General features: G+C 65.4%; 27 protein-coding genes. 17 read left to right on the top strand and 10 right to left on the bottom strand.

Going from position 1 to position 22,505, the window contains the following annotated elements; translation table 11 throughout:
* Nucleotides 1–3: 3 nt before the first annotated feature.
* Nucleotides 4–444, bottom strand: coding sequence for a MarR family winged helix-turn-helix transcriptional regulator (locus tag GGC64_RS03995; protein ID WP_192721143.1), 441 nt, complete (start codon nucleotides 442–444; stop codon nucleotides 4–6).
* 36 nt (nucleotides 445–480) lie between these two features.
* Between GGC64_RS03995 and GGC64_RS03990 the strand changes: the two genes are divergently transcribed.
* From GGC64_RS03990 to GGC64_RS03975, 4 genes are all read left to right on the top strand, one after another.
* Nucleotides 481–1,167, top strand: coding sequence for a class I SAM-dependent methyltransferase (locus GGC64_RS03990; RefSeq protein ID WP_192721142.1), 687 nt, complete (start codon nucleotides 481–483; stop codon nucleotides 1,165–1,167).
* A gap of 91 nt (nucleotides 1,168–1,258) precedes the next feature.
* A complete protein-coding gene (gene pyrH, locus GGC64_RS03985; RefSeq protein ID WP_192721141.1) occupies nucleotides 1,259–2,017 on the top strand; it encodes a UMP kinase in 759 nt (252 codons plus the stop codon).
* Between the two features lie 9 nt (nucleotides 2,018–2,026).
* Nucleotides 2,027–2,584 carry a ribosome recycling factor gene (gene frr / locus GGC64_RS03980; protein ID WP_192721140.1) on the top strand — a complete coding sequence of 186 codons (558 nt, stop codon included), beginning with the start codon at nucleotides 2,027–2,029 and terminating at the stop codon, nucleotides 2,582–2,584.
* Nucleotides 2,584–3,468: a phosphatidate cytidylyltransferase gene (locus GGC64_RS03975; RefSeq protein ID WP_192721139.1), complete on the top strand. Its 885-nt coding sequence runs from the start codon at nucleotides 2,584–2,586 to the stop codon at nucleotides 3,466–3,468. Before frr ends, GGC64_RS03975 begins: the two co-directional genes overlap by 1 nt.
* On the opposite strand, the gene GGC64_RS03970 is transcribed toward GGC64_RS03975, so the two are convergent.
* Entirely contained in the window at nucleotides 3,379–4,335 is a 957-nt protein-coding gene (locus tag GGC64_RS03970) for a DMT family transporter (protein WP_225951155.1), read from the bottom strand. The genes GGC64_RS03975 and GGC64_RS03970 overlap by 90 nt on opposite strands.
* Before the next feature lie 66 nt (nucleotides 4,336–4,401).
* Between GGC64_RS03970 and rlmN the strand changes: the two genes are divergently transcribed.
* A complete protein-coding gene (rlmN, locus tag GGC64_RS03965) occupies nucleotides 4,402–5,493 on the top strand; it encodes a 23S rRNA (adenine(2503)-C(2))-methyltransferase RlmN (RefSeq protein WP_192721138.1) in 1,092 nt (363 codons plus the stop codon).
* Nucleotides 5,494–5,507: 14 nt separating this feature from the next.
* Here rlmN and GGC64_RS03960 read toward each other — a convergent pair whose 3' ends face one another.
* Nucleotides 5,508–6,335: a MerR family transcriptional regulator gene (locus GGC64_RS03960; RefSeq protein ID WP_192721137.1), complete on the bottom strand. Its 828-nt coding sequence runs from the start codon at nucleotides 6,333–6,335 to the stop codon at nucleotides 5,508–5,510.
* Between the two features lie 116 nt (nucleotides 6,336–6,451).
* Here GGC64_RS03960 and GGC64_RS03955 point away from each other — a divergent pair, with 116 nt between their 5' ends.
* Entirely contained in the window at nucleotides 6,452–6,790 is a 339-nt protein-coding gene (locus GGC64_RS03955) for a nuclear transport factor 2 family protein (protein ID WP_192721136.1), read from the top strand.
* Nucleotides 6,787–7,638: an SDR family NAD(P)-dependent oxidoreductase gene (locus GGC64_RS03950; protein WP_192721135.1), complete on the top strand. Its 852-nt coding sequence runs from the start codon at nucleotides 6,787–6,789 to the stop codon at nucleotides 7,636–7,638. The genes GGC64_RS03955 and GGC64_RS03950 overlap by 4 nt, the downstream gene beginning before the upstream one ends.
* A 108-nt stretch (nucleotides 7,639–7,746) precedes the next feature.
* On the opposite strand, the gene GGC64_RS03945 is transcribed toward GGC64_RS03950, so the two are convergent.
* The 3 genes from GGC64_RS03945 to GGC64_RS03935 form a co-directional block, all read right to left on the bottom strand.
* Nucleotides 7,747–8,067, bottom strand: a complete 321-nt coding sequence (locus tag GGC64_RS03945) for a hypothetical protein (protein ID WP_192721134.1) — start codon at nucleotides 8,065–8,067, stop codon at nucleotides 7,747–7,749.
* A gap of 128 nt (nucleotides 8,068–8,195) precedes the next feature.
* The gene (locus GGC64_RS03940; RefSeq protein WP_192721133.1) at nucleotides 8,196–9,680 is read right to left on the bottom strand and encodes an aldehyde dehydrogenase family protein; all 1,485 of its coding nucleotides are present in this window, start codon (nucleotides 9,678–9,680) and stop codon (nucleotides 8,196–8,198) included.
* A gap of 32 nt (nucleotides 9,681–9,712) precedes the next feature.
* Nucleotides 9,713–10,261 (bottom strand): TetR/AcrR family transcriptional regulator, encoded by a 549-nt coding sequence (locus GGC64_RS03935; RefSeq protein WP_192721132.1) that lies wholly within the window; start codon nucleotides 10,259–10,261, stop codon nucleotides 9,713–9,715.
* Nucleotides 10,262–10,417: 156 nt separating this feature from the next.
* Here GGC64_RS03935 and GGC64_RS03930 point away from each other — a divergent pair, with 156 nt between their 5' ends.
* Nucleotides 10,418–11,584, top strand: a complete 1,167-nt coding sequence (locus tag GGC64_RS03930; protein WP_192721131.1) for a CaiB/BaiF CoA-transferase family protein — start codon at nucleotides 10,418–10,420, stop codon at nucleotides 11,582–11,584.
* Here the strand turns inward: GGC64_RS03930 and GGC64_RS03925 are convergent.
* Nucleotides 11,565–12,095, bottom strand: coding sequence for a TetR/AcrR family transcriptional regulator (locus GGC64_RS03925; RefSeq protein ID WP_192721130.1), 531 nt, complete (start codon nucleotides 12,093–12,095; stop codon nucleotides 11,565–11,567). The two genes, GGC64_RS03930 and GGC64_RS03925, sit on opposite strands and share 20 nt — an antisense overlap.
* Before the next feature lie 38 nt (nucleotides 12,096–12,133).
* On the opposite strand from GGC64_RS03925, the gene GGC64_RS03920 reads away from it, so the two are divergent.
* Both GGC64_RS03920 and GGC64_RS03915 read left to right on the top strand, forming a co-directional pair.
* Nucleotides 12,134–13,387: a cytochrome P450 gene (locus GGC64_RS03920; protein ID WP_192721129.1), complete on the top strand. Its 1,254-nt coding sequence runs from the start codon at nucleotides 12,134–12,136 to the stop codon at nucleotides 13,385–13,387.
* Nucleotides 13,388–13,395: 8 nt separating this feature from the next.
* On the top strand, nucleotides 13,396–13,587 hold the full coding sequence (locus GGC64_RS03915; protein ID WP_192721128.1) for a ferredoxin: 192 nt from the start codon (nucleotides 13,396–13,398) through the stop codon (nucleotides 13,585–13,587).
* A gap of 5 nt (nucleotides 13,588–13,592) precedes the next feature.
* Here the strand turns inward: GGC64_RS03915 and GGC64_RS03910 are convergent, their stop codons facing one another.
* Both GGC64_RS03910 and GGC64_RS03905 read right to left on the bottom strand, forming a co-directional pair.
* The gene (locus GGC64_RS03910) at nucleotides 13,593–14,402 is read right to left on the bottom strand and encodes a thioesterase family protein (protein ID WP_192721127.1); all 810 of its coding nucleotides are present in this window, start codon (nucleotides 14,400–14,402) and stop codon (nucleotides 13,593–13,595) included.
* Nucleotides 14,399–15,292, bottom strand: a complete 894-nt coding sequence (locus GGC64_RS03905) for an SMP-30/gluconolactonase/LRE family protein (RefSeq protein WP_192721126.1) — start codon at nucleotides 15,290–15,292, stop codon at nucleotides 14,399–14,401. The genes GGC64_RS03910 and GGC64_RS03905 overlap by 4 nt, the downstream gene beginning before the upstream one ends.
* On the opposite strand from GGC64_RS03905, the gene GGC64_RS03900 reads away from it, so the two are divergent.
* Genes GGC64_RS03900 through GGC64_RS03870 form a run of 7 tightly spaced genes read left to right on the top strand, consistent with a single transcriptional unit; the run spans nucleotide 15,291 to nucleotide 22,067 of the window.
* The gene (locus GGC64_RS03900) at nucleotides 15,291–15,995 is read left to right on the top strand and encodes an NIPSNAP family protein (protein WP_192721125.1); all 705 of its coding nucleotides are present in this window, start codon (nucleotides 15,291–15,293) and stop codon (nucleotides 15,993–15,995) included. The two genes, GGC64_RS03905 and GGC64_RS03900, sit on opposite strands and share 2 nt — an antisense overlap.
* Nucleotides 15,992–17,221, top strand: a complete 1,230-nt coding sequence (locus tag GGC64_RS03895; protein WP_192721124.1) for a cytochrome P450 — start codon at nucleotides 15,992–15,994, stop codon at nucleotides 17,219–17,221. The genes GGC64_RS03900 and GGC64_RS03895 overlap by 4 nt, the downstream gene beginning before the upstream one ends.
* A gap of 2 nt (nucleotides 17,222–17,223) precedes the next feature.
* Complete coding sequence (locus GGC64_RS03890) at nucleotides 17,224–18,192, top strand: zinc-binding dehydrogenase (RefSeq protein WP_192721123.1); 969 nt, start codon at nucleotides 17,224–17,226, stop codon at nucleotides 18,190–18,192.
* Nucleotides 18,189–18,947 carry an HpcH/HpaI aldolase/citrate lyase family protein gene (locus GGC64_RS03885; protein ID WP_192721122.1) on the top strand — a complete coding sequence of 253 codons (759 nt, stop codon included), beginning with the start codon at nucleotides 18,189–18,191 and terminating at the stop codon, nucleotides 18,945–18,947. The genes GGC64_RS03890 and GGC64_RS03885 overlap by 4 nt, the downstream gene beginning before the upstream one ends.
* Nucleotides 18,944–19,651: an SDR family NAD(P)-dependent oxidoreductase gene (locus GGC64_RS03880; RefSeq protein ID WP_192721121.1), complete on the top strand. Its 708-nt coding sequence runs from the start codon at nucleotides 18,944–18,946 to the stop codon at nucleotides 19,649–19,651. The genes GGC64_RS03885 and GGC64_RS03880 overlap by 4 nt, the downstream gene beginning before the upstream one ends.
* A complete protein-coding gene (locus GGC64_RS03875; RefSeq protein ID WP_192721120.1) occupies nucleotides 19,633–21,147 on the top strand; it encodes an NAD(P)/FAD-dependent oxidoreductase in 1,515 nt (504 codons plus the stop codon). Before GGC64_RS03880 ends, GGC64_RS03875 begins: the two co-directional genes overlap by 19 nt.
* Nucleotides 21,129–22,067, top strand: a complete 939-nt coding sequence (locus tag GGC64_RS03870) for an alpha/beta hydrolase (protein WP_192721119.1) — start codon at nucleotides 21,129–21,131, stop codon at nucleotides 22,065–22,067. Before GGC64_RS03875 ends, GGC64_RS03870 begins: the two co-directional genes overlap by 19 nt.
* Here the strand turns inward: GGC64_RS03870 and GGC64_RS03865 are convergent.
* Nucleotides 22,031–22,501 (bottom strand): SRPBCC family protein, encoded by a 471-nt coding sequence (locus tag GGC64_RS03865; protein WP_192721118.1) that lies wholly within the window; start codon nucleotides 22,499–22,501, stop codon nucleotides 22,031–22,033. The two genes, GGC64_RS03870 and GGC64_RS03865, sit on opposite strands and share 37 nt — an antisense overlap.
* Nucleotides 22,502–22,505 lie beyond the last annotated feature (4 nt).

The following is a 22,505-nucleotide window of genomic DNA, read 5'->3' as shown; positions in this document are numbered from 1 at the left end:
CGCTCAGAGCGGATCCGAACCCAGCGTGGCGAGGATGCGCCTGAACTCGCGGCGCTCTTTCTCGGTCAGGTGGGTCATCAGCCGGTCCTCGGCCGCAACCACACCAGCGTCGGTGCGTTTCAGCAGTTCTTCACCGTCGCGGGTCAGCTGCGCGGGCAGCGATCGGCCCGACGAAACACTCGTCGGCCGGCTGACCAGACCGCGATTCTCGAGGCCGCGCAGCACCATGTTCATCGCCTGCGGCGACACGTTCAGTGCGCGGGCCAGTTCGGCGTTGGAGTGGCCGGGATATTTCGAGAGCACCCGCATGCACAGGTACTCGGGGAAGGCCACCTCGAGCGGATCGAGGACGGCCGCCGACACGTCGGTCTTCAGCGCATGCATCACCCGGTGCAGCAGGTAACCCAGCGGCTGGTCCTCGAGGTTGTCGCTCATGTCAATCATATTGACACATATCAACTAGGTTGATATACCGGACGCATGACCACACCACAGGATTTGTTCGAAAACGCTTACAAGGGCGAGGCGCCAGAAATGGGTCTCGGCACCAAGCCGCCGTGGAGCATCGGTGAACCGCAGCCGGAAATCGCGGCGCTGATCGAGCAGGGCAAGTTCCGCGGTGAGGTGCTCGACGTCGGCTGCGGCGAGGCTGCGGTCGATCTCTATCTCGCCGAGCGTGGCTTCACCACCGTCGGCCTCGACCTCTCGCCGACGGCCATCGAGCTCGCCAGGGCCGAAGCGGCCAAGCGCGGCTTGACCAACGCCAGCTTCGAGGTCGCCGACATCAGCGCGTTCGGCGGCTACGACGGCCGGTTCAACACGATCGTCGATTCGACGTTGTTCCACTCGATCCCGGTGGAGGCCCGCGAGGGCTACCAGCAGTCGATCGTGCGCGCGGCAGCGCCCGGGGCGTTGTACTTCGTGTTGGTCTTCGATCGCGCCGGACTGCCCAATGGGCCCGCCAACCCCGTCACCGAGGACGAACTGCGCGCCGTGGTGTCGAAGTATTGGACCATCGACGAGATCCGCCCGGCCAGAATCCACGCCAACTTCCCTGCGCAGCTTCCCGAGCACATGCCGATGGCGTTCGGCGACCTGCGCGACGAACCCAACGGTCGCAAGTCGGTCCCCGCGTTCCTGCTGACCGCACACCTGCCGCAGAGCTGACCCGCCACGCGCCACCGACCCCATAGCGGCTTTCGGGCCGCTATGGGGCAGGATTAGGGGTGATCTCATGTGAGGACCCCGAAGGAGTCGGATGGCGGACCCCGAGCTCACCAACCCCAACGGCGCCGAACCATCATCGATCAGGCCGATGTACACCCGTGTGCTGCTAAAGCTCGGCGGTGAGATGTTCGGCGGCGGCCAGGTCGGCCTCGACCCCGACGTCGTGCACCTGGTGGCACGACAGATCGCAGAGGTGGTGCGCAGCGGCGTGCAGGTCGCTGTCGTCATCGGCGGCGGCAACTTCTTCCGCGGCGCACAGCTGCAGCAGCGCGGCATGGAGCGCAGCCGCAGCGACTACATGGGCATGCTCGGCACCGTGATGAACAGCCTTGCGCTGCAAGACTTCCTGGAAAAGGAAGGCATCGCGACGCGTGTGCAGACCGCGATCACGATGGGACAGGTCGCCGAGCCTTACATTCCGTTGCGGGCCCGCAGACACCTGGAGAAGGGTCGCGTGGTGATCTTCGGTGCAGGCATGGGCCTGCCGTATTTCTCGACCGACACCACGGCCGCGCAACGCGCACTGGAGATCGGCGCCGAGGTGGTGCTGATGGCCAAGGCCGTCGACGGCGTGTTCACCGCCGACCCGCGGGTCGACCCGGAGGCCCAGCTGCTCACCGCGATCAGCCACCGCGAGGTCATCGATCGGGGGCTGAAGGTCGCCGACGCCACCGCGTTCAGCCTGTGCATGGACAACGGTATGCCGATTCTGGTGTTCAACCTGCTCACAGACGGCAATATCGCCAGGGCGGTGGCAGGTGAGAAGATCGGAACACTGGTCACCACCTAAGGAGCAGCAGTGATCGACGAAACCCTCTTCGACGCCGAAGAGAAGATGGAGAAGGCGGTGTCGGTAGCGCGCGACGACCTGTCGTCGATCCGCACCGGCCGGGCCAACCCCGGGATGTTCGCGCGCGTGAGCGTCGACTACTACGGGTCGCAGACTCCGATCACCCAGCTGTCGAGCATCAACGTGCCAGAGGCCCGGCTGGTTGTGATCAAACCCTATGAGGCCAACCAGTTGAAACATATCGAGGACGCGATCCGCAACTCCGACCTCGGGGTCAATCCGACCAACGACGGCAACGTCATTCGGGTCTCGATTCCGCAGCTGACCGAGGAGCGTCGCCGCGATCTCGTCAAGCAGGCCAAGGCGAAAGGTGAGGACGCCCGCGTCACCGTGCGCAACATCCGTCGTAAGGCGATGGAGGAACTGCACCGCATCAAGAAGGACGGCGAGGCAGGGGAGGACGAGGTGGCCCGCGCCGAGAAGGATCTCGACAAGACCACGCACACCTACACCGCTCAGATCGACGAGCTGGTCAAGCACAAAGAAGGCGAGTTGCTGGAGGTCTAGTGACCCAGCAGCAAGCGACTCCCGTGGCAGACACCGAAGCCGGCCCGACTGAGCCGCCCAAGAAAGCGTCCCGCGCCGGCCGCGATCTGCCGGCTGCCATCGCCGTCGGCGTCCTCTTGGGCGGAATGGCCATTGCGGTCTTGTTCTTCGCGCCGATCGGCTGGCTGCCGGTCCTGGCGGTGGCGATGCCGATTGCTACCCATGAGGTCGTCCGCAGGCTGCGCGAGGCCGGTTACGCGCTACCCCTGATTCCGTTGTTGGTCGGCGGGCAGGCGATGATCTGGCTGACGTGGCCGTTCGGCCCGACCGGGCTGCTGGGCGCCTACGGCGGCACGATCGTGGTGTGCATGGTGTGGCGCCTCGTCGGGCAGGGTCTCGGCGAGCAGCCGGTCAACTACCTGCGCGATATTTCGGCCACCGTGCTGCTGGCGACGTGGGTGCCGCTGTTCGGCAGCTTCAGTGCACTGCTGATCTTCCAGGATCACGGCGGCTTCCGAACCTTCACGGTGATCGTGACCGTCGTCTTCGCCGACATCGGCGGGTATGTCGCCGGGGTGTTGTTCGGCAAGCACCTGATGGCGCCGGCGATCAGCCCGAAGAAATCATGGGAGGGACTGGGCGGCTCGCTGCTGTTCGGCATCACTGCGGCCGTCTTGTCGGTGACCTTCCTGCTCGACAAACCCGCGTGGGTCGGCGTGCCACTGGGACTGATGCTGGTGGTCACCGGCGTTCTCGGTGACCTGGTCGAGTCTCAGGTCAAGCGCGATCTCGGCATCAAGGACATGGGCACGCTGCTACCCGGTCATGGGGGCCTCATGGACCGGATCGACGCGATGTTGCCGTCCGCCGTCGCCGGCTGGATCGTTCTCACGCTGTTGGCGTGACACCCTGGCGTTCAGCCAGCACGCCGCCGCGCCGACGACGAGGCCGACCGCGATCCCGATATCGGGCCGTTGGCCCAGCATCAGCCACGACAAGACGCCCGCGACCGCGGGAATGACCGCGAACAGCATCGCCACCGCGGCCGCGCCGAAGTTGTTGATCGCGCGGACGTACAGCGTCATGCACAGGGTGGCGTTGAACAGCACGACGGCCGCCACAGCACCGGCGGCCTTCCACGGATCGGTGACCGCGAACGGTGTAACGGCGGCGAGCACCGCGACGGGCAGCAGGGCAACTCCGTTCTGCAGCGCCGCGGCGGCCCGGAAGTCGACGCCCGAGCAGAACCGCTGCTGGTAGACCCCGCCGGCGGAGATGGCCAGCAGCGCCCCGAGCAACAGCAGTACGACGGTGTCGACCCTGCCGACGGCGATCAGGCGTCCCGCGCAGGCGGCCAGCACCGCGAGTACACCGAGGACCAACGCGCCGACCCGCGTCCACGTCAAGCCCTCGCCCAGGAATAGCGTCGCGAGCACCGCGGTGACCACCGGATTCATCGAAATGACGACCGCGCCGAGCACGGCCGGTGCACCGTGCATCAGGGCCAGGTACAGGCAGATGAACTGCAGCGCGTTGGTGAGCAATCCGGCGACCAGAACGTGTGCCAGGGTGCGGCCAGTGGGCCACGTCACACGGGAAAGCAGTGCCCAGCCGGACAGGATCATGCCGGCGAGTCCGAAGCGGAAAGTCAGCACCGCCATCGGCGACATCGCTGAAACAGCTAGTGCGCCAATGGGATAACCGAGCGCGTAGAAAAACGTCAGATTCGACGCGGCGCGCAGCGGCATCGGTGGCAGGGGCATGGTTCCCATGGTTGCGATCAACGTCTGTCATCGCCAATCAATTTCGGCCAGCCCCGGGTGAGATACTGACAAGACATGTCTTTACCTTTGGTTTTCGATGCCCCGCGTCGCGCGATGCCGCCGCGGCACTTTGCCGACCTCGACGAAGAGGGGCGCGCGGCCGCCGTCGCTGAGCTGGGGCTGCCTGCGTTTCGGGGCAAGCAGTTGGCCAATCAGTACTACGGCCGCCTGATCGCCGATCCGCGGGAGATGACCGATTTGCCCGCTGCGGTGCGCGAGCAGGTCGCCGACGCGTTGTTCCCGCGACTGCTCGATGCGGTGCGCGAGATCGAGTGCGACGCAGGCGAGACGCGGAAGATGCTGTGGCGGGCGGTTGACGGTACGACCTTCGAGTCGGTGCTGATGCGGTATCCGGAGCGCAACACAGTGTGCATCTCGTCGCAGGCCGGTTGCGGCATGGCGTGCCCGTTCTGCGCGACGGGGCAGGGCGGTTTGACGCGCAATCTGTCGACGGCGGAGATTCTCGAGCAGGTGCGCGCCGCGGCGGTCGAATTACGCGATAGAGACCACGGCAGGTTGTCCAACATCGTCTTCATGGGCATGGGTGAGCCCCTTGCCAACTACAACCGGACGTTGGCCGCGGTGCGGCGCATCACCGCGGCAGCGCCGAACGGGTTCGGCATTTCGGCGCGATCGGTGACGGTGTCGACGGTGGGGTTGGCCCCCGCGATCCGCAAGCTCGCGGACGAACGGCTCGGCGTGACGCTGGCGTTGTCTCTGCACGCACCCGACGACGAACTGCGCGACACGCTGGTGCCGGTCAACAATCGGTGGAAGGTGTCCGAAGCGCTTGACGCGGCAAGGTATTACGCCGACGTGACAGGGCGGCGGGTGTCCATCGAATACGCGTTGATCCGCGACATCAATGATCAGCCTTGGCGGGCAGACCTTTTGGGCAAGCGCCTGCACGGCGCGCTCGGTCCGCTGGCACACGTCAACGTGATCCCGTTGAATCCGACACCGGGCAGCGAGTGGGATGCCAGCCCGAAGGCGGCCGAACGCGAATTTGTGCGGCGGGTGCGGGGGCGCGGCGTGTCATGCACAGTGCGCGACACCCGCGGCCGCGAAATCGCTGCGGCCTGTGGGCAGTTGGCGGCCGAGGGCTGAGGGTAGGTCTGCTGTCAGTTTGTCGGAGGAGTGGTGCTGAAGATCGGCCAACAGATCTCTGTGGCGGTGAACGCTGTCGGATCTGAGGGCGTGCCGCCGATGTAGTGCTCGCGAATCGGCCCCTGGTCGCTGATCAGATGCTCGTTTGCGTATACTCCCAGCGCCCCATAACTGCGGTCGATTCCTTCGTGACCACCGGAGTGGGTGAGCACGGCGAATTGGGCCTGCGGTAAGACCTCGGCGCGGATGCCCTTCGGTGGTTCCGCGGACTGCGGCGCGGGTACGAATAAGGTTGCGTCGCCGTATGATTCGAGAAATATCGATCGTTCGTATAGGCCACCCGGCACGACCTCCGACGGAGCGCCTCTTGCCGCGGCAACCGCGTCCCACAGTTGGCTCAATGTCGCCATGAACCAGTTGTCGATCTCGGCAACCTCGATGGTGGCGCCAATGGACCACACCGCCAGCGCGGGTTCAGTGCGCAACTCGACATGGGGAGGAGTGTTTACAGGCGACAGTAGTTCGCGCAGCGCGCCCACGGTGTCACGAGTCTGCTGCAATTGCACCTCCATCTGCTCGAGATGACTCGTGATGATTTCGGTGCGAGCCGCGGCGTCGTCGGTGCTCAGCAGCGCCTTGATGTCGGGAATGGACATGCCCAGCGAGCGGAACCGGCGAATGATGTGTGCATGGTCGACCTGGCCGGTGTCGTAGAAGCGGTAGCCGGTGTGGGAATCGATGTGAGCTGGTTCGAGAATGCCGATGTCGTGGTAGTGCCGTAGCGCCTTCCTGCTCAGGGTGGTCATCACTGCGAAGTCACCGATCGATACTCGTGCTCCCATGGCGTCCTCCTCTGCGATCCGCCGCCCGCGGTATCGGGTAAGGCCATCGTGCAGCTTCCCCCTAGGGAATGGTCAAAGGTTGACTTTCCCGTTAGGGGAACCTCCACCGTGGGGCCATGACCACAGAATGGGATGCACTCCCGGACACCATCAAGACGTTCATGACCGCACTCGACAACCGAGAGACCGAACGAGCGCTCGCCACGATCACCGCCGACGCAACCGTTACCGACGAGGGCCGTGACTACACGGGCCATGATGACATCGGGTCCTGGATCGCCACTGCGGCCAGCGAGTACACCTACACCACCAAGGTCACTGGCGCGACCACGACCGACACGACCATCGATGTCGCACAGCACCTCGAGGGCGACTTCCCCGGCGGCGTTGCCGACCTGCACTACCGGTTCACCATGGACGGTGCGTCGATTAGCCGGTTGGTGATTGAGCCATGAGCAGGAGATGGTTCATCACAGGTGGCACGCCCGGCGGCTTCGGGGTGGCGTTCGCCGAGGCGGCGCTGGAGACGGGGGACCGCGTGGCGCTCACCTCTCGGCGCCCGCAGGAGCTGGCGGCGTGGGCCGACCAGTACGGCGACCGGGTTCTCGTCGTGCCACTGGAACTCACTGATGCGACGCAGGTGCAGCGCGCGGTGCATGCCGCCGAGGACCACTTCGGCGGCATCGACGTGCTGGTCAACAATGCCGGCCGCGGTTGGTACGGGTCGGTCGAGGGGATGGACGAGTCCTCGTTGCGGGCGATGTTCGAGCTGAACTTCTTCGCGGTGCTGTCGGTGACGCGTGCAGTGTTGCCGGGGATGCGCGCCCGCGGAAACGGGTGGATCGTCAACGTGTCCTCGGTGGCCGGGCTTGTGTCGGCGGTCGGATTTGGCTATTACAGTGCGACGAAGTTCGCCATCGAAGCCATCACCGATGCGCTGCGCGACGAGGTTGCCGCACAGGGGATCTCGGTGTTGACGGTCGAACCCGGAGCGTTTCGCACGAACGCCTACGCCGGCTTCGCCAACGAACCTGTCATGGAGACCATTCCGGAGTACCACGACATGCTGGAGCAGGTCCGTGCCGACTTCGTTGGGATGGACGGTGTGCAGCCCGGCGATCCGCGCCGCGGTGCCCGTGCGGTGATCGCGGCGATGACCCAAGATCCGCCGCCCCGTCGGCTGGTCCTGGGCAACAGCGGATACGACGCGGTGATCGATGCGCTGGAGCAGGCCCTGGCCGACATCCGGGCGAACGAAACGCTCTCGCGTAGCGCGGATTTCCCCGCGGAGTCACTCGCCTGAGCGAGACATCCGACCTGGCCAGCTGATCTTCAGACAGCGGGTCCCGTGGTCCCGTGCTGGCGCGGGGGCATATACGAAAGTGCCCACGTACTGAGCGACAACTCGAGCTCATAACCGGAAACCGCGGAAGTACGCCGAGGGTTTCGCCGCGGCGCGCATATTCATCACGCGCGTGTATATCCGATGCGCGGTGCCGCGTGGTACGTATCCGGGGCCGTAGAGTCCTCGCGCTATTCGACGGACACGGCCGCGACCCCGCTCCCACCGCAGCGCGTCCGATACTTGTTTCGACGCGCGCCCGGGGAAGTCGAAGCCCTGCCACTCCAACGCCTCGAGAAGTTCGTCGACGGTTGTTGGGCCGTGTTGCAACAGGTACATCGTCAGCGCGTATCGCAGGTCAATGCCCCGCAACAGATGTCTGGTCTCCATCGTCGAACCGAAGCAGGCATGTCCGACATGTCGGGGTGTTGTCGCTCCGTACGCGGGCACTTTCACACGTGGGTTTGGGCCGCGCCCGCCGGCGAGATCGACACCGCCGGCCGCGGCCGCCTGGCCCATTAGTCGGGCATGCCGATCGTCTTGGCCTCGAGGTACTCCTTGTAGCCTTCCTCGCCGTTGCGGTAGCCAAGCCCGCTCTGCTTCGTTCCGCCGAACGGGCTGCCGATCCCGAAGTGACTGCGGTTGTTGATCGTGACGTTGCCGGTCCGCATCCGCTTGGCCACCTCGAACGCCCTGCCCACGTCGGCGCTGCTGACCTCACCCGAGAGCCCGTAGATCGTGTTGTTGGCGATCGCGACCGCTTCGTCGTCGCTGTCATACGGCGTCACCGTCAGCACCGGTCCGAAGATCTCCTCCTGCGCCACCTGCGAATCGGGATCGACGTCGGCCAACAGCGTCGGCTGCACGTAATAACCCGTCGGCAGGTTCTCCGGAATGCCCCCGCCGGTCACCAGGCGCGCACCCGAGTCCAGGCCGCTGCGGATCAGCCCCAGCACCTTCTGCCGTTGCGTCTCGCTGATCTGCGGCCCCTGCATATTGCCCGGCGTCCACGGATCGCCGACCGGGAAATTCTCCATGGCGCCCTTGAGTATCGCGAGACCTTCCTCATACCGGCTGCGCGGCAATAGGATTCGACTCGGCAGAATGCAACTCTGGCCCGACATCACGCACGCCATCATCGCCGCCATCGGTAGCGCCGAGTTGAAGTCGGCGTCGTCGAGCACAATGTGCGCCGACTTACCGCCCAGCTCCAGCAGCGTCTTCTTCACCGTCGGCGCGCCCGCAGCCAGGATCGCGCGGCCGGTCGCCGTCGAACCGGTGAACGTGATCATGTCGACGCGCGGGTCGGCCGACAGCGCCGCGCCCACCTCGTTCGCGTTCGACACCACGACGTTGAACACCCCCGGCGGAATGTCGGTCTCCTCGGCCACGATGCGGCCGTACTCGCTGCCCGACCACGGCGTCAGCTGCGCCGGTTTGAGCACCACCGTGTTGCCCGCCATCAGCGCAGGCACCGTCTCGGCCACGTTCAGGTAGAACGGCACGTTCCACGGCGTGATCGCCCCGACCACGCCGACCGGCTCGTAGTGGATCTTGCGCCGCGCCGGGCCCAGCGGCGTCTCGTGCAGCCCGTTGTCAATGAGGTACTCGAAAGCCTTGCCGTGCTCGGCCCAGTGTTTGACCTCCGCGATCGGGCTCTCGATCTGGCTGCCGCTCACCGTGACGGGACAGCCCACCTCGGTGATCAGCACCCTGCGCAGCCGTTCCTTGTTGCGCTCCAGCGCCTCGTGCAACTGGGTCAGGCAGTGGTAACGGAACTCCAGATCGCGCGGCCAGTCGGTTTCGTCGAACGCCCGGCGCGCGGCTGCGACCGCGCGCGCCATGTCGTCGACCGTTCCGTCGGTGGCGTGCCCGGCCACCTGCTCGCTGGCCGGGTGGACGACGTCGAATGTCGCTTTGCTTCTTGTGATCTGCAATTCGCCCTCGATGAGCATCCGCTCGTCACCGGCGAGCACCCCGGTTTCGGTCTGCACTCCCGTCATGGGGGACAGCTTTACAAACTAGCGGGAGAATGTCACCCGTTCTGTTTGATCCCTGCCGCATGCCGCAGCTGTGCGAGGAACTGATCGCCGTCGTCGCTGCGCACGATGTAGTGCGCCACCGCGACGCGGATCACCGTCGCGGCCTTGACGGCACCGTTCGGCCCGGGCATCAGCTTCTGCAGGCGGGCCCGCATCATCGGGATGATCCTGCCCAGTTGGGCGATGACGACCTCGGGTTCGATGTCGACGAGCCGCACACCGGAGTACGACTGCTGGTACTCCACGATGAATCGCAGCGCACCGTCGAGCTTGTCGGTACCGCGCAGGCCCGATGTCGCGCGGCTGATGCCGCTGTCGAACATCTCGCGCTCGAAGACCCCGAACGCGTCGAGCAGCTCGCCCTTCGAGGCAAACCACCGGTACAGCGTTGGACGGGACACCCCGGCCTGCAGCGCCACCTCGGAGAGGCTCAGCTTCGTCTGACCGCTGCGACCGAGCACTTCCGCGGTCGCGACGAGGATCCGGTGCCGCGTCGAGGTGTCCTCGACGCCTCCGGATGCGTCGCGCAGCGGTTCGTTCACTTCCCAGACCTCAATCGTTTGGTCCAGCTGATCCTAGATGGTGCGGTCACAGTGACTTCTCAAGCAGCGATACCGTGTCGAGATCGACATAACCCCGATCCACCTGGTGAGTTTACGAACTAGCGGGATTTTGTAAGGCGATTCGGAAGGATGTCCATGGCCGGACCGATGGAGGGCATCAGGGTCGTCGAACTGGGTGTCTGGGTGGCCGGCCCCGCGGCGGGCGGCATCCTCGCCGACTGGGGCGCCGACGTCGTCAAGATCGAACCGCCGGACGGCGATCCCGCGCGCATGTTCGGCCGGATGCTCGGCATCGAGGACGACGTCAGCCCGCCCTTCGAGATGGACAATCGCTCCAAGCGCAGCATCGTGCTGGACCTGACGACCGACGACGGTCGCGACACGGCATTCGAATTGCTCAGCGGCGCAGACGTTTTCCTGACAAACATCCGCCCGGGTGCATTGGCGCGGGTCGGCCTTGACTTTGAAACGGTCGCCGCGCGCAATCCGCGACTGGTTTACGGCCTGATCACCGGCTACGGCGAGACCGGACCCGACGCCGACCGCGCGGCATACGACGTCGCCGCATTCTGGGCGCGGGCCGGCCTGGCGCATCTGCTGACCCGCCCTGGCGATACGCCGCCGTTTCAGCGGGGCGGCATGGGTGACCACTCGGCGGGTATGACGCTGGCGGCCGCGGTCTGTGCGGCGCTTGTCGCGCGAACACGAACCGGCGCCGGGCAATTGGTCAGCACGTCGCTGTACCGGCAGGGCGCGTACACCGTCAGCTTCGATCTCAACACGTTCCTGATGACCGGCCATTCCATCGCGATCGGCCAACGCGAGTCGATGGGCAACCCGTGCATGAACAACTACACCGCGGGCGATGGCAGGCGGTTCTGGATCGTCGGCCTGCAGGGCAGCCGGCATTGGCCTGCGCTGTGCCGTGCCGTCGATCGGCTTCAGTGGTTGACCGATCCGCGCTACGACACCGCACATGCCCGCGCCGCCAATGCCACCGAGCTCGTCGGCGAGTTGGACGTGATCTTCGCGACGAGGCCACTCGACGAATGGGCGAAAATCTTTGCGGCAGAACCTGAGTTCTTCTGGTCGCCGATCAACTCCATCGAGGATGTGGTGGCCGACGAGCAGTTTCACGCCGCCGGCGGTGTGGTCTACGTGCCGGACGCCGACGGTGGCGGGCCGATGATCGCGACGCCTGCCGATTTCCACGGCACGCCATGGGAACCCCGTTCTGCCGCACCGCGACTCGGCGAGCACACCGACGAGATCCTCGCCGAGCTCAAGGCGCGTGATGCCTGACCCGCGCCGCGTGCCGTAGTTGATCCAGAAAATCTGCGTCGTCGTCGCTGCGCACCAGATAGTGCGAGACCGCAACGCGCACCGCGGTCGCCGCGGCTTCGGCGCTATCGGGTCCGGGGATGAGCCGTTCGAGCCGTGCCCGCATCAGCGGAATGATGTGCGACAGCCGTCGGATCATGTGTGCAGGTTCGATGTCGACCACGCGCAGCCCGGGATACGAATGTTGATACTCGACGATGTAGCGCAGCGTCGCGTCGAGCTTCTCGTTTGCGGGCAGTCCCGCGCAGGCGTCGGCGACGCCGCGTTCGTACATGTGCCGTTCCCAGATGCCCAACGCATCGAGCAAGTCGTCCTTGGAGGCGAACCAGCGGTAGAGCGTCGGCCGGGATACCCCGGCCTGCAGCGCGACCTCCGACAGGCTGAGCTTGGTCTTGCCCATCCTGCCGAGCACCTCTGCGGTCGCGAGGAGGATTCGCTCGCGACTGGAGTTGTCGACCGGTTGCACGATCATAGCTTTACAAATTTTCACTGAAGTGTCACGCTGATTCCGTGACAGCGGCAGCGGTTCAGGCGCGTGAGTACAGTCCGATCGACATCACGTCACACGACTTCTGGAGTCAGCCGTTCGCACTACGTGACCAAGCGTTCGCGCAGCTCCGCGCCGGTGAAGGGCTGAGCTGGCACCGGCCGTTTCCGTCGATGTTCCCGATGGAGGAGCCGGGCTACTGGGCGCTGACGCGGCGCGCCGACATCGTGTTCGTCAGCCAGCACCCCGAGCTGTTCACATCGACGCAGGGCGTCGCGCTCGACCCGATGCCCGCCGAGATCCAGCAGTTCGCCTCGTTCTTCCTGACCATGGATCCGCCGCAGCACACGGTGTATCGACGGCTGATCAGTTCGGCCTTCACCCCGCGACACGTGCGCCAGATCGAGGAGCAGATCCACACCAACGCGGTGAGCATCGTCGAGGACCTCGTCGGTGCGGGCGATGTCGACTTCGTCGAAGCCTGCTCGGCGCGCCTGCCGATGCTGACGATCATGGAGATGCTCGGCGTCCCGAAGGCGGATCAGCCGGCGGTTGCCAAGGCCGCCGAAAAGCTGTTCGGGCTCAGCGATGACGAATACAGCTCGCTCGAGGAACGCGCGCAGGACACGATCAACGAGATCATGCTGTTGAACACCACCGGTCAGGAGCTGGCGAAGTTCCGGCGCGCCAACCCCGGCGACGATTTGATGACGAGCATCGTCAACGCCGAGGTCGACGGTCACCGCCTGACTGACGAGGAGATGGGCGCATTCCTGATTCTGCTGGCGTCCGCAGGCAACGACACCACCAAGCAGGCGACGACGCACACGATGATGGCGCTGGTCGAGAACCCTGACCAACGTGCTTGGCTGATGGAGGATTTCGAGAACCGGATCGGCCCCGCCATCGAGGAGTTCGTGCGGTGGTCGTCGCCGGTCCTGCAGTTCGCGCGGTTCGTCACCGAAGACACCGAGATCAACGGTCAGCCGGTCAGCGCGGGCGACAAGGTCGGCCTGTTCTACTGCTCGGCCAATCGCGATGAGGCGGTCTTCGACGAGCCGGGCCGGTTCGATCTGCAGCGCTCGCCCAATCCGCACCTCGGTTTCGGCGGAGGCGGCCCCCACTTCTGTCTTGGCAACCAGCTGACCAAAGCTGAACTGCGAAACCTGTTCCGCGAGTTGCTGACCCGGCTGAAGACCGTGGAGTTCGGTGCACCCGATCTGCTCCACAGCAGCTTCGTTCACGGCGTCAAACGCCTCCCGGCGTTCGTCAAATAGGAGACATCATGCGGGTCGAAGTCGACCTCGACAAGTGCACGGGACACGGCATTTGCGAGTCGATCGCCGAGGACGTGTTCGAAGTGCAGGACGACGGCACCGTGTCGATCCTCGACAATGAGCGCCCGGAATCGGACCGCGATCGCATGCAGCAGGCCGTAACGCAGTGCCCCGCAGCGGCATTGCGACTCGTGGACTAGCGGCGCTAGGATCGCCGCCGAACCAGCACCGACTGCTGGATACCGCCGACGGGCCCGCTTTCGTCGAACAGCGTGCCGATCGTCGTGCCGATACCGTCAGGCCCGTAGTTCGTTTCCGCGCGAATACCGATCCACTCACCGTCGGGTACCCGGTGGATATGCACGACGAGATCCGTGTTGAGGAACGTCCATCGGCGGATGTCCAGTTTCGCGCCGATGCCGTTGGCGTCGTCGGCGACTGCGAACAGTCGCTCCAGCGCAGTCATGCTCTCGCCCTTGACCAGATCGACCTCGGGCCTGATCCACGATTCGCCAGGCCCTTCGCTCAGGGGCTTGGTCAGCCAACGCCAATCCAGGCTGTGCACGTAGTTCGGATCCCAGTCCTTCTTCATGTCGCGACCGCGCGCCTCGGCCACCGGACGCAGCGGCAGCGCTGATGTGTGGACGACCTCGGCGGTGTCCAATGTCTGCAACCGCCATCCGCTGGCTCGCGCAACCGGTCGCGGTGCACCGTCGGGGCCCGGGGCCAGCATCTCTGCGGTCACCAATTCGATTTGCTTGCCGGAGCGTTCGCGTTGCGCACGCACCCACAGGTCACCTTCGGCGGGCACCGGCCCCAACAGGTCGACCATCACGCGGCTCAGCCGGGTGTCGTCACGGCGCTCGCAGCGCTCCAATCCCCGTACCAGCAAGGCGGATACGGGCGCCGCATGCTGAATCGCGGCCGACCATGTGCTGCGCACCATGTCCGTTGCTATGAACTTTTCGCCGAGTTCGTCTTCTGCGTCGACCGATTCGTAGTACGAGTCGCTCACGGCCGGCCGGCCCCTGGGACGTCGACGATGGTCGCGTCCAGGCGCGCGAGTTTCGTGCCGACCAGTCGGTCCGGATAGGCGCTTGTGCTCGACAGCATGAACAGAGTGCGGCGTTCGGGTCCGCCGAGCATGCAGGCGATTGCGGTGCGGTCGCCGATGTCGATGCGGTCGGTGACATTGCCGCCCTGCACAATCCGGTCGAACCGGTTGGCCAAGGTCATCGACGTCCAGATTCCGCCTTGTGCGTCGAGGCAGAGGCCGTCGGGCGGCCCGTCGAGTCCTTCGGCGAAGATTCGTCGATCCGACAGTGAGCCGTCGGCTCCGATTGTGTATGCCGTCAGCCGCCTGCCGATCGACTCCGCGACGATCAACGTGTCGCCGTCGGGTGTGATGACCATGCCGTTCGGAAAGTCGAGGTCGGTCGCGACGACGGTCGGGGTGTCATCGTGATCCACGCGCACAATGATGCCGCCCTCGCGGGCCTGCGATCCGACGTACGCGCGCCCGACGCCGTCGATCACCATGTCGCCGAGGTTCGCGGGCACGATGTCGGAGAGGTCGACGACGGTCGAGACGGCGTCGCCGTCGTAGCGCAGCACTTGGCGCTTCTCGGTCGACGCGATCAGCAGCGACCCGTCCTGCCGAAACCCGAGGCCCGACGGGGCATGGCCCGGCAGCGGCAGCTTGGTCATGTCCCCATGCAGGTTGACGGTGTGCACCGCCTCGCCGAGCATGTCGGAGAACCACAGCAGCCCCTCGAACCACCTGGCTCCCTCCCCGAAGCAGAAACCATCGGCCAGCGGCGTCAGCGTCGCACCTTTACAAATCACGCCGTAAGTGTCACGCTCGCTGGGTGCCACTGTCAACCACTTGCGATCTTTGGTGAGCATGAAGCGCTACCACGGCCACACACTTCTGTACCTGCACGAGACGATCGACCTGGGATCATCGGGCAGCGAGATATTCACTCAAATGTTCAGCGACGTGTACCACCCGATGATGGAAGAGCTTGGCGCACGGCTGTTCGCGATGTGGGAGACGACGACCTACAACGGGCATTGGCCGCAGGTGACGATCATGTGGGAGATCGACGCGTTCGCCGACTATTCGCGCATCGGCAAGGCGCAGGCGCGCGGTGGCAGCCACGAAGCGTCCGCGGCGAAGTGGGCGGCGTTCCTTTCCGAGATCGGTGCCGCGGGGGAGGGGCGGATCATGTACGCCGGTGCGAGCAACAAGCCGCTCGCTGAACTCAAGGAGTCCAATTTCGCGGCCGGACTGGTGATCCAGGAGATCATGCAGACCAAGCCGGGCCGGCAGGACGACTACATCCGTGAACTGGAACGGCTGTACGTCCCGTGGTCGGAGCGCACCGGAAAGCGTTGGCTTGGCTCGTTCATCACCACCTTCCGGTTCAACGAGGTGATCCACTATTGGGCGCTCGACGGTGACTGGGACTGCTTCGCCAACCATTACCCGTCGTGGAAGGACAGCCCGCCCGCCGAGATCGTGACGTGGATGAGCGTCGCGCCCGCGCTGCGTGACGGCTGGGAGGATTCGATCTTGCAGGCCCTACCTCCGTCACCGCTGCAATGAATTCGCCACTGATGCAGGAATTTTCATACGATCCGTTCGATCCGGCAGTGATGGCCGACCCGCTGCCGTACTACCGATTTCTGCGCGACGAGCATCCCGTGTACTACATCGAAAAGTGGGACACTTATGCACTTTCGCGGTTTACAGACATCTGGGATGTGCTCGAGATCAACGACGGCACCTTCGTCGCCTCAGAGGGAACGCTGCCGGCCGCAACCGTTTTGGCACAGCGAAATGACGGGCCTGTACCCGATCCGCCGCTGCACCCGATGCCCTTCCACGCCAACTTCGATGCCCCGATCTATGACGGCGTGCGGCGGTGCACCTCGGGCCCGTTCCGGCCGAAGTCGGTGTCGCAGCTCGCTGACCGGATTCGCACCCTTGCCAACGAACGCCTCGACGAGCTCTTGCCGCGCGGTAGCTTCGACCTGACGCAGGAGTACGGCGGAATCGTCGCCGCATCCGTGGTGTGCGAACTGCTTGGTCTGCCTGTCGATCTCGCAGCCGAGGTGCTGGCGACGGTCAACGCGGGCAGCCTCGCGCAACCCGGCAGCGGAGTGGAGGTCGCCAACGCCCGGCCCGGCTACCTCTCGTATCTGGTGCCGCTCGTTGAACAGCGACGCGCTGACGCGGCCGACGGCGCCCAGACGATTGTCGACAACCTGATCGGCTACCGGTTGCCCGACGGCTCCGGGTTCAGCGACATCGAGGCCGCCACTCAACTGCTTGGCATCTTCATCGGCGGCACCGAAACGGTGCCGAAGATCGTCGCGCACGGGCTATGGGAACTGGGCCTGCGGCCCGACCAGATGGCCGCCGTGCGCGCAGACCTGCACGCCAACGTACCCGCGGCCCGGGAAGAGATGATCCGGTACTGCGCACCTGCACAGTGGTTCGCGCGGACCCTTCGCAGGCCCTTCACCATCCACGGCACCACAATCGAGCCGGGCCAGCGGATCATCACGCTGCTCGCGTCGGCCAACCGTGACGAGCGCGAGTACACCGAACCCGACGACTTCGTCTGGAATCGGCCCATCGAGCGACTGCTGGCGTTCGGCCGCGGGCAGCACTTTTGCCTCGGCGTCCATCTCGCGCGCCTGGAGATCGCAATCATGGTGACCGAGTGGCTCAAGCGGGTCGACGAGTGGCGGATCGACGGTGACTCCGCATCGCGACCGCCGTCAAGTTTCCAGTGGGGTTGGAACACCATCCCGGTGGAGGTCTGACGATGTGGGCCTATCGGCTGGTCGCCCCGTACACCTTTGAGCGAGTGGATATTCCGGCGAAGACGCCGGAAGACCTCGGCGACCGGCAGGTGCTGTTGCGTTTCCTCGCCGCAGGGGTGTGCGGCAGCGACTTGCCCGGCTTCCGCGGCACCAAGGGCAAGCTGCCCGGCGACACCGGGCTCAGCGCCGCCGAGATGGACGGCTTCCCGATCCACGAGGTGGTCGGTGAGGTGATCGCCAGTCGGCATCGAAGCCATGGTGTCGGCGATCGTGTCGTCGGCTGGGCGTCCGGCTTCGACGGACTGATGGAACACGTGGTAGCCGACGGCGACGGCCTGGCCCCGTTCGATCCCGGGCTCACGCCGCAGCACGCGGTGGCGCTGCAACCGTTGGCGTGCGTGCTGTACGCGCTCGAACAGATTCCCAACCTCAAGGGAAGCCATGTCGCCGTCATCGGGCAGGGCTCCATCGGCCTGCTGTTCTCCTATGCGGCAAAGGCTTTCGGCGCCCGGCAGGTGACCGGTGTCGATCCGATCGACCGCGACGGTATCGGCAAGGAGTTCGGCGTCGACACCATCGTCCGCGCCACCAGCGACCGGTGGATCAGCCACCTGGATCCCAGCGACAAGCCCGACATCGTCGTGGAGGCCGTCGGCCACCAGGTCGCGACGCTCGGCCACGCGATCGAAGCGGCCGCGTTCGGTGGCACGGTCTTCTATTTCGGCGTCCCGGACGACGACAGCTATCCGATCAGCATGCGGACGATGCTGCGCAACAACCTGACTCTCAAATCGGGTGTGACACTGGACCGCCGACGCGTGCTGTGCTCCGCCAACGAATTCGCGCGCAGGCATCCCGAGTTGCTCGGCGCGTATGTCACCCACACCTTCGGTGTCGACGAGGTGCAGGCCGCGTTCGAACTGGCATGCCGCCCGACGCCGGAGCGCATCAAGATAGCGATCGTCGGATGACATCGAGGCTGCAGGACGCGCTGGCCACCAAGGCGCAGGTGTGGGGCGGATGGGTAGTCGGCCCGACCATCATCGGCCCCGAGGAGTTCGCCGCCGCGGGGTACGACTATGTCGGATTCGATTTACAGCACGGCTATCTCGACGACGCCGACGTCGCACTGCTGCTGCGTCGACTCGAGCACGTCCCCATCGCCACCGCGGTGCGACTGCCGTCGACCGATCCTGCCCCGATCGGTCGGGTGCTCGACGCAGGCGCCGACGCCGTGATCATCGCGATGATCGAGTCGGCCGAGCAGGCTGCCGCCGCCGTCGCTGCGACGCGCTATGCGCCTGACGGCGTGCGCAGCTACGGCCCGCTGCGGGCCGGCCTCGGACTCGATCCCGCTGCGCTCGAGGCGCGCGTCAGCGTATTCGCGATGATCGAAACCGCACGGGGACTGACGGCAGTTGACGAGATCTGCGCGGTGCCGGGACTGACGGGCGTCTACGTCGGGCCCGCAGACCTCGCGATCTCGCTCGGATACGGGCCTGCCGAAGCATGGACACAGGCCGACGTTCGCGATGCGATGGCCCGCGTCCACAAGACGGCGTCGGCTGCGGGACTGGTGTCCGCAGTCCACGCGAGCACTGGAATCCGCGGTAAAGCCATGGCGGAGACGGGTTTTCAGATGATCACGCTCGCCTCAGAGTCCCAGGCACTGAGGCGGGGAGCCGCCGACCATCTCAACGAAGCCAAAGGGCGGAATGCGCCATGACAGCGGATCGGGTCGCGCTCGTCACCGGCGCCGCGCGCGGTCAAGGCGCGGCGATCGTCGAGCGGTTGCGCAAAGACGGATTCCGCGTCGCGGCCTGCGATCTGCTGCCCGCCGACTTGCAGGACGACGGCGACGTGATCCCGATATCGCTGGACGTGACCCACGAGGACCAGTGGGCCGCCGCCGTCGCGACGACCGTCGAGCGGTTCGGCACGTTGACCACGCTGGTCAACAACGCCGGTGTCCTGCACCGGGCTTCGCTGTCCGACGAAACGGCAGCCGGCTTCGAGGGCAGCTGGCGGGTCAACTGCCTCGGCCCGTTCCTCGGCATTCAGGCGGCGTTGCCACACCTGCGAGAAGCCGCCGGCGCGTCGATCGTCAACACCTGCAGCACCAGCGCCATCCGCCCGTTTCCGTACCACGCGGCGTACGGCTCGTCGAAATGGGCGCTGCGGGGCCTAACCCAAGCTGCCGCAGCGGAATTGGCGCCAGCCGGAATCCGGGTGAATGCTGTGTTTCCAGGGCCGATCTCGACGCCGATGCTCGACGATGCGACACAGCACAGGCTGTCCGCCACGTTCGGCAGACTCGGTGAACCCGCAGAGGTCGCGGATGTGGTCGCGTTCCTGGTGTCTGACCAGGCATCATTCATGACAGGGGCCGAAGTCGTCGTGGACGGAGGTCAATGTCTGCGAATGGGATGAACCTGTCGGTCGGCATCATCGGCGCAGGTCCTGGCGGGCTCGCGCTGGGAATCTTCCTGCGCAAGGCCGGCTTTTCGGACTTCACGATCTTCGACCGCGAAGACGGTGTCGGCGGAACGTGGCGGATCAACACCTATCCGGGCCTGGCCTGCGATGTGAAGTCACACTTGTATTCGTACTCGTTTGAGCTCAACGCGAACTGGTCGCGAATGTGGTCGGGGCAGGCCGAGATTCTGGAGTATTTCGAAGAGTGTGCGCGGCGCTATGAACTCGCACCGAACCTGAAACTGAACACCGAAATCACTGCGGCCCACTGGGATGGTGCGGCATGGCAGCTAACGACGAGCACCGGGCAGCAGTACACCTTCGATGTCGTGGTGTCGGCCATCGGCCTGTTCACCCAGCCGGTGCTGCCAGAGCTGCTCGAAGAGGAGAGGTTCACCGGCACGCTGATGCACACCGCCCGGTGGGACCACTCCGTCGATCTGCGAGATGCCCGCGTGGCCGTGCTCGGCACCGGGTCGACAGCGGCGCAACTGGTTCCGGAGGTCGCCAAGGTGGCGAAGAAGGTGTACTCGGTACAGCGGTCGCCGACCTGGATCCTGCCCAAACCGGACCGGCCTTACACCGCGCGGGAGAAGTGGCTTTTCCGTCGTATTCCGTTCGCCAAGAGGGTCTATCGGACACGGCTGTGGCTGCGCAGCGAGTCGAACATCTCGGTGATCGAGAACGGCAGCGACAAGACGCAGGAGTTCAAGGACATCGCGCTGCGTGTGCTGGAAACGACGGTGCCCGATGAAGACCTGCGCCGCAGGCTGACTCCGGATCATCCGTTCGGCTGCAAAAGGCTCGTCTTCGCGACGGACTATCTGCAGGCGTTGACGCAGCCACACGTCGAGGTGGTTTCAAGTCCGGCGCGTTCGCTGCGCGCCGGGTCGTTGGTCACCGAGGACGGCACCGAACTCGAAGTGGACGTGGTGCTGTGTGCCACCGGGTATGCGGCGGCCGACTACCTGGGGCAGATCGATGTCACCGGTGAGCGCGGGGTGACGCTGCGGGAGACGTGGAGCGAGGGGGCCTACGCGTATCTGGGCATGGCGGTTCCCGGCTTCCCGAACTTCTTCATGCTCTACGGGCCCAACACCAACGTCGGCTCCAACAGCGTGATCTTCATGCTGGAGGCACAGGCTCATTACATCGTGCGCGCGCTGAAGTACATGCGGCGCAAGCGAAAACCCTATGTCGCGGTGCGGCCCGCAGCCATGGCGGACTTCATCGCCAAGGTTGACCGATGGATGGAGGGCACCGTGTGGCTTACCCGGTGCAGCAACTACTTCCGCGCCGCCAACGGTCGAGTGGTCACCCAGTGGCCCCGCAGCGCGCGAGCGTTCTGGGGGATGACCCGTCGATTCAGGCCCGCGGACTACACGTTTGATCCCGCAACCGAGAAGCGGTCCATGCAGCAGGTCGACGCCTCATGTTCGCCGACCGTCTAGACCCCGCGCTGCGGCAATTCGCCGCGGCGCGCACCGACCTGTCGCCTGGCTTGCTCGGCGTCGTTCGTGATTCGCTGAACCAGCGGCGCGCCGAAGCGGCCCGCGGTGTCAACACGGTCGGAGTCGAGATCGAGAACCGGGAAATCGCAGGGATCCCGGTACGGATCTACCGCGCGAGTCCGGCACCATCGCCGGCGTTGATCTATTGCCACTCAGGGGCTTTCGTCCTGGGAAATCTCGACACCGACCACCACCAGTGCGTGGAGTTTGCACGACGCGCAGCGTGCGCGGTGATCTCCGTCGACTATCGGTTGGCGCCGGAGCATCCGCATCCCGCCGGACTCGACGATGCGGCGGCCGTGCTGGACTGGGTCGCGGCCGAAGGATCGAACCTGGGTGTCGACCCCGCACGGCTGGCGGTCGGGGGCAGCAGCGCGGGCGCAGCTCTGGCGGCTCTGCTCGCTCAGCGCGCAGCCGAAGGAACCGCGCCGCCGGTCGTGTTTCAGTTGCTGCATCAGCCGGTGCTCGACGATCGCCCGACGCCGTCGAAGGACGAATTCGTCACCACGCCGGGATTCGATGGCCAGGCGGTGGCGCAGATGTGGCAGCACTACGCGGCTGGCGAATCGGTACCTGACGATGCTGTTCCGGCCAGTGCCGATGAATTGGCTGGTGTTGCAAGCGTATTCATCTCGTGTTCGGAGCTGGACCCATTGCGGGATGAGGCCGTCGACTACGCGCTGCGGCTGATGTGGGCCGGCGTCGCCACCGAGCTCCATGTCTTTCCCGGCACCTGCCATGGCTTCGACTCGCTGCTGCCGGAGGGGGAGACAAGCAGGCAGCTATTCGAGCTGCAGGGCGCGGCGCTGCGCCGGGCGTTGCATCATGCGGCGAGTTCGCGCGCAATGGCGGCGTGGTAGGCGTCGATATTGGCGGGGTTGACGGTTCGAAAGAAACCGTCCGGCAGCGGAGCGTGCTTGTAAGCCTCGATCGTCATGGTCCTGGTGAACAACGTGATGTCTTCGCCAGGCTGGGTGAAGTGGTATTGGACGGTGATTCGGCCTTCCATGCCACCGTTGCCGTCGCGGTCATGACCGAGGCGGCCGACCGAATTGAAGACCCACAACGTCGGCCGCATCGCGATGGCGAGATGCCATGTGAAGATCCGTTCGGCGTCCGGCCCCGACTCGGTCCACGTGTCGCCGACCACGAGGGGCAGCGACTCAGGCAGACCGCCCACGTGCGTGCTGTGGGGGTAGGTCTTCGTCCAGTTCGCCGGGTTTGTGACGAAGTCGTAGATCGTCTCCGGCGCATGGCTGAACGCGGTTTCCGAACTCGTGGTGACGATGCCCAACTTC

The organism is Mycobacterium sp. OAS707, from assembly GCF_014873705.1.
Classification (GTDB): Bacteria; Actinomycetota; Actinomycetes; order Mycobacteriales; family Mycobacteriaceae; genus Mycobacterium.
The sequence above is the reverse complement of the archived record's forward strand: the minus strand, read 5'-3'. Positions and strand labels throughout refer to the sequence as shown.

Excerpts from the sequence above, each read along its gene's own strand:
- GGC64_RS03995 (WP_192721143.1), bottom strand. The coding sequence starts at position 444 with ATGATTGACATGAGCGACAACCTCGAGGACCAGCCGCTGGGTTACCTG.
- GGC64_RS03990 (WP_192721142.1), top strand. The coding sequence starts at position 481 with ATGACCACACCACAGGATTTGTTCGAAAACGCTTACAAGGGCGAGGCG.
- pyrH (WP_192721141.1), top strand. The coding sequence starts at position 1,259 with ATGGCGGACCCCGAGCTCACCAACCCCAACGGCGCCGAACCATCATCG.
- GGC64_RS03970 (WP_225951155.1), bottom strand. The coding sequence starts at position 4,335 with ATGGGAACCATGCCCCTGCCACCGATGCCGCTGCGCGCCGCGTCGAAT.
- rlmN (WP_192721138.1), top strand. The coding sequence starts at position 4,402 with ATGTCTTTACCTTTGGTTTTCGATGCCCCGCGTCGCGCGATGCCGCCG.
- GGC64_RS03960 (WP_192721137.1), bottom strand. The coding sequence starts at position 6,335 with ATGGGAGCACGAGTATCGATCGGTGACTTCGCAGTGATGACCACCCTG.
- GGC64_RS03955 (WP_192721136.1), top strand. The coding sequence starts at position 6,452 with ATGACCACAGAATGGGATGCACTCCCGGACACCATCAAGACGTTCATG.
- GGC64_RS03950 (WP_192721135.1), top strand. The coding sequence starts at position 6,787 with ATGAGCAGGAGATGGTTCATCACAGGTGGCACGCCCGGCGGCTTCGGG.
- GGC64_RS03945 (WP_192721134.1), bottom strand. The coding sequence starts at position 8,067 with ATGGAGACCAGACATCTGTTGCGGGGCATTGACCTGCGATACGCGCTG.
- GGC64_RS03940 (WP_192721133.1), bottom strand. The coding sequence starts at position 9,680 with ATGACGGGAGTGCAGACCGAAACCGGGGTGCTCGCCGGTGACGAGCGG.
- GGC64_RS03930 (WP_192721131.1), top strand. The coding sequence starts at position 10,418 with ATGGCCGGACCGATGGAGGGCATCAGGGTCGTCGAACTGGGTGTCTGG.
- GGC64_RS03925 (WP_192721130.1), bottom strand. The coding sequence starts at position 12,095 with ATGATCGTGCAACCGGTCGACAACTCCAGTCGCGAGCGAATCCTCCTC.
- GGC64_RS03915 (WP_192721128.1), top strand. The coding sequence starts at position 13,396 with ATGCGGGTCGAAGTCGACCTCGACAAGTGCACGGGACACGGCATTTGC.
- GGC64_RS03900 (WP_192721125.1), top strand. The coding sequence starts at position 15,291 with ATGAAGCGCTACCACGGCCACACACTTCTGTACCTGCACGAGACGATC.
- GGC64_RS03905 (WP_192721126.1), bottom strand. The coding sequence starts at position 15,292 with ATGCTCACCAAAGATCGCAAGTGGTTGACAGTGGCACCCAGCGAGCGT.
- GGC64_RS03895 (WP_192721124.1), top strand. The coding sequence starts at position 15,992 with ATGAATTCGCCACTGATGCAGGAATTTTCATACGATCCGTTCGATCCG.
- GGC64_RS03890 (WP_192721123.1), top strand. The coding sequence starts at position 17,224 with ATGTGGGCCTATCGGCTGGTCGCCCCGTACACCTTTGAGCGAGTGGAT.
- GGC64_RS03885 (WP_192721122.1), top strand. The coding sequence starts at position 18,189 with ATGACATCGAGGCTGCAGGACGCGCTGGCCACCAAGGCGCAGGTGTGG.
- GGC64_RS03880 (WP_192721121.1), top strand. The coding sequence starts at position 18,944 with ATGACAGCGGATCGGGTCGCGCTCGTCACCGGCGCCGCGCGCGGTCAA.
- GGC64_RS03875 (WP_192721120.1), top strand. The coding sequence starts at position 19,633 with ATGTCTGCGAATGGGATGAACCTGTCGGTCGGCATCATCGGCGCAGGT.
- GGC64_RS03870 (WP_192721119.1), top strand. The coding sequence starts at position 21,129 with ATGTTCGCCGACCGTCTAGACCCCGCGCTGCGGCAATTCGCCGCGGCG.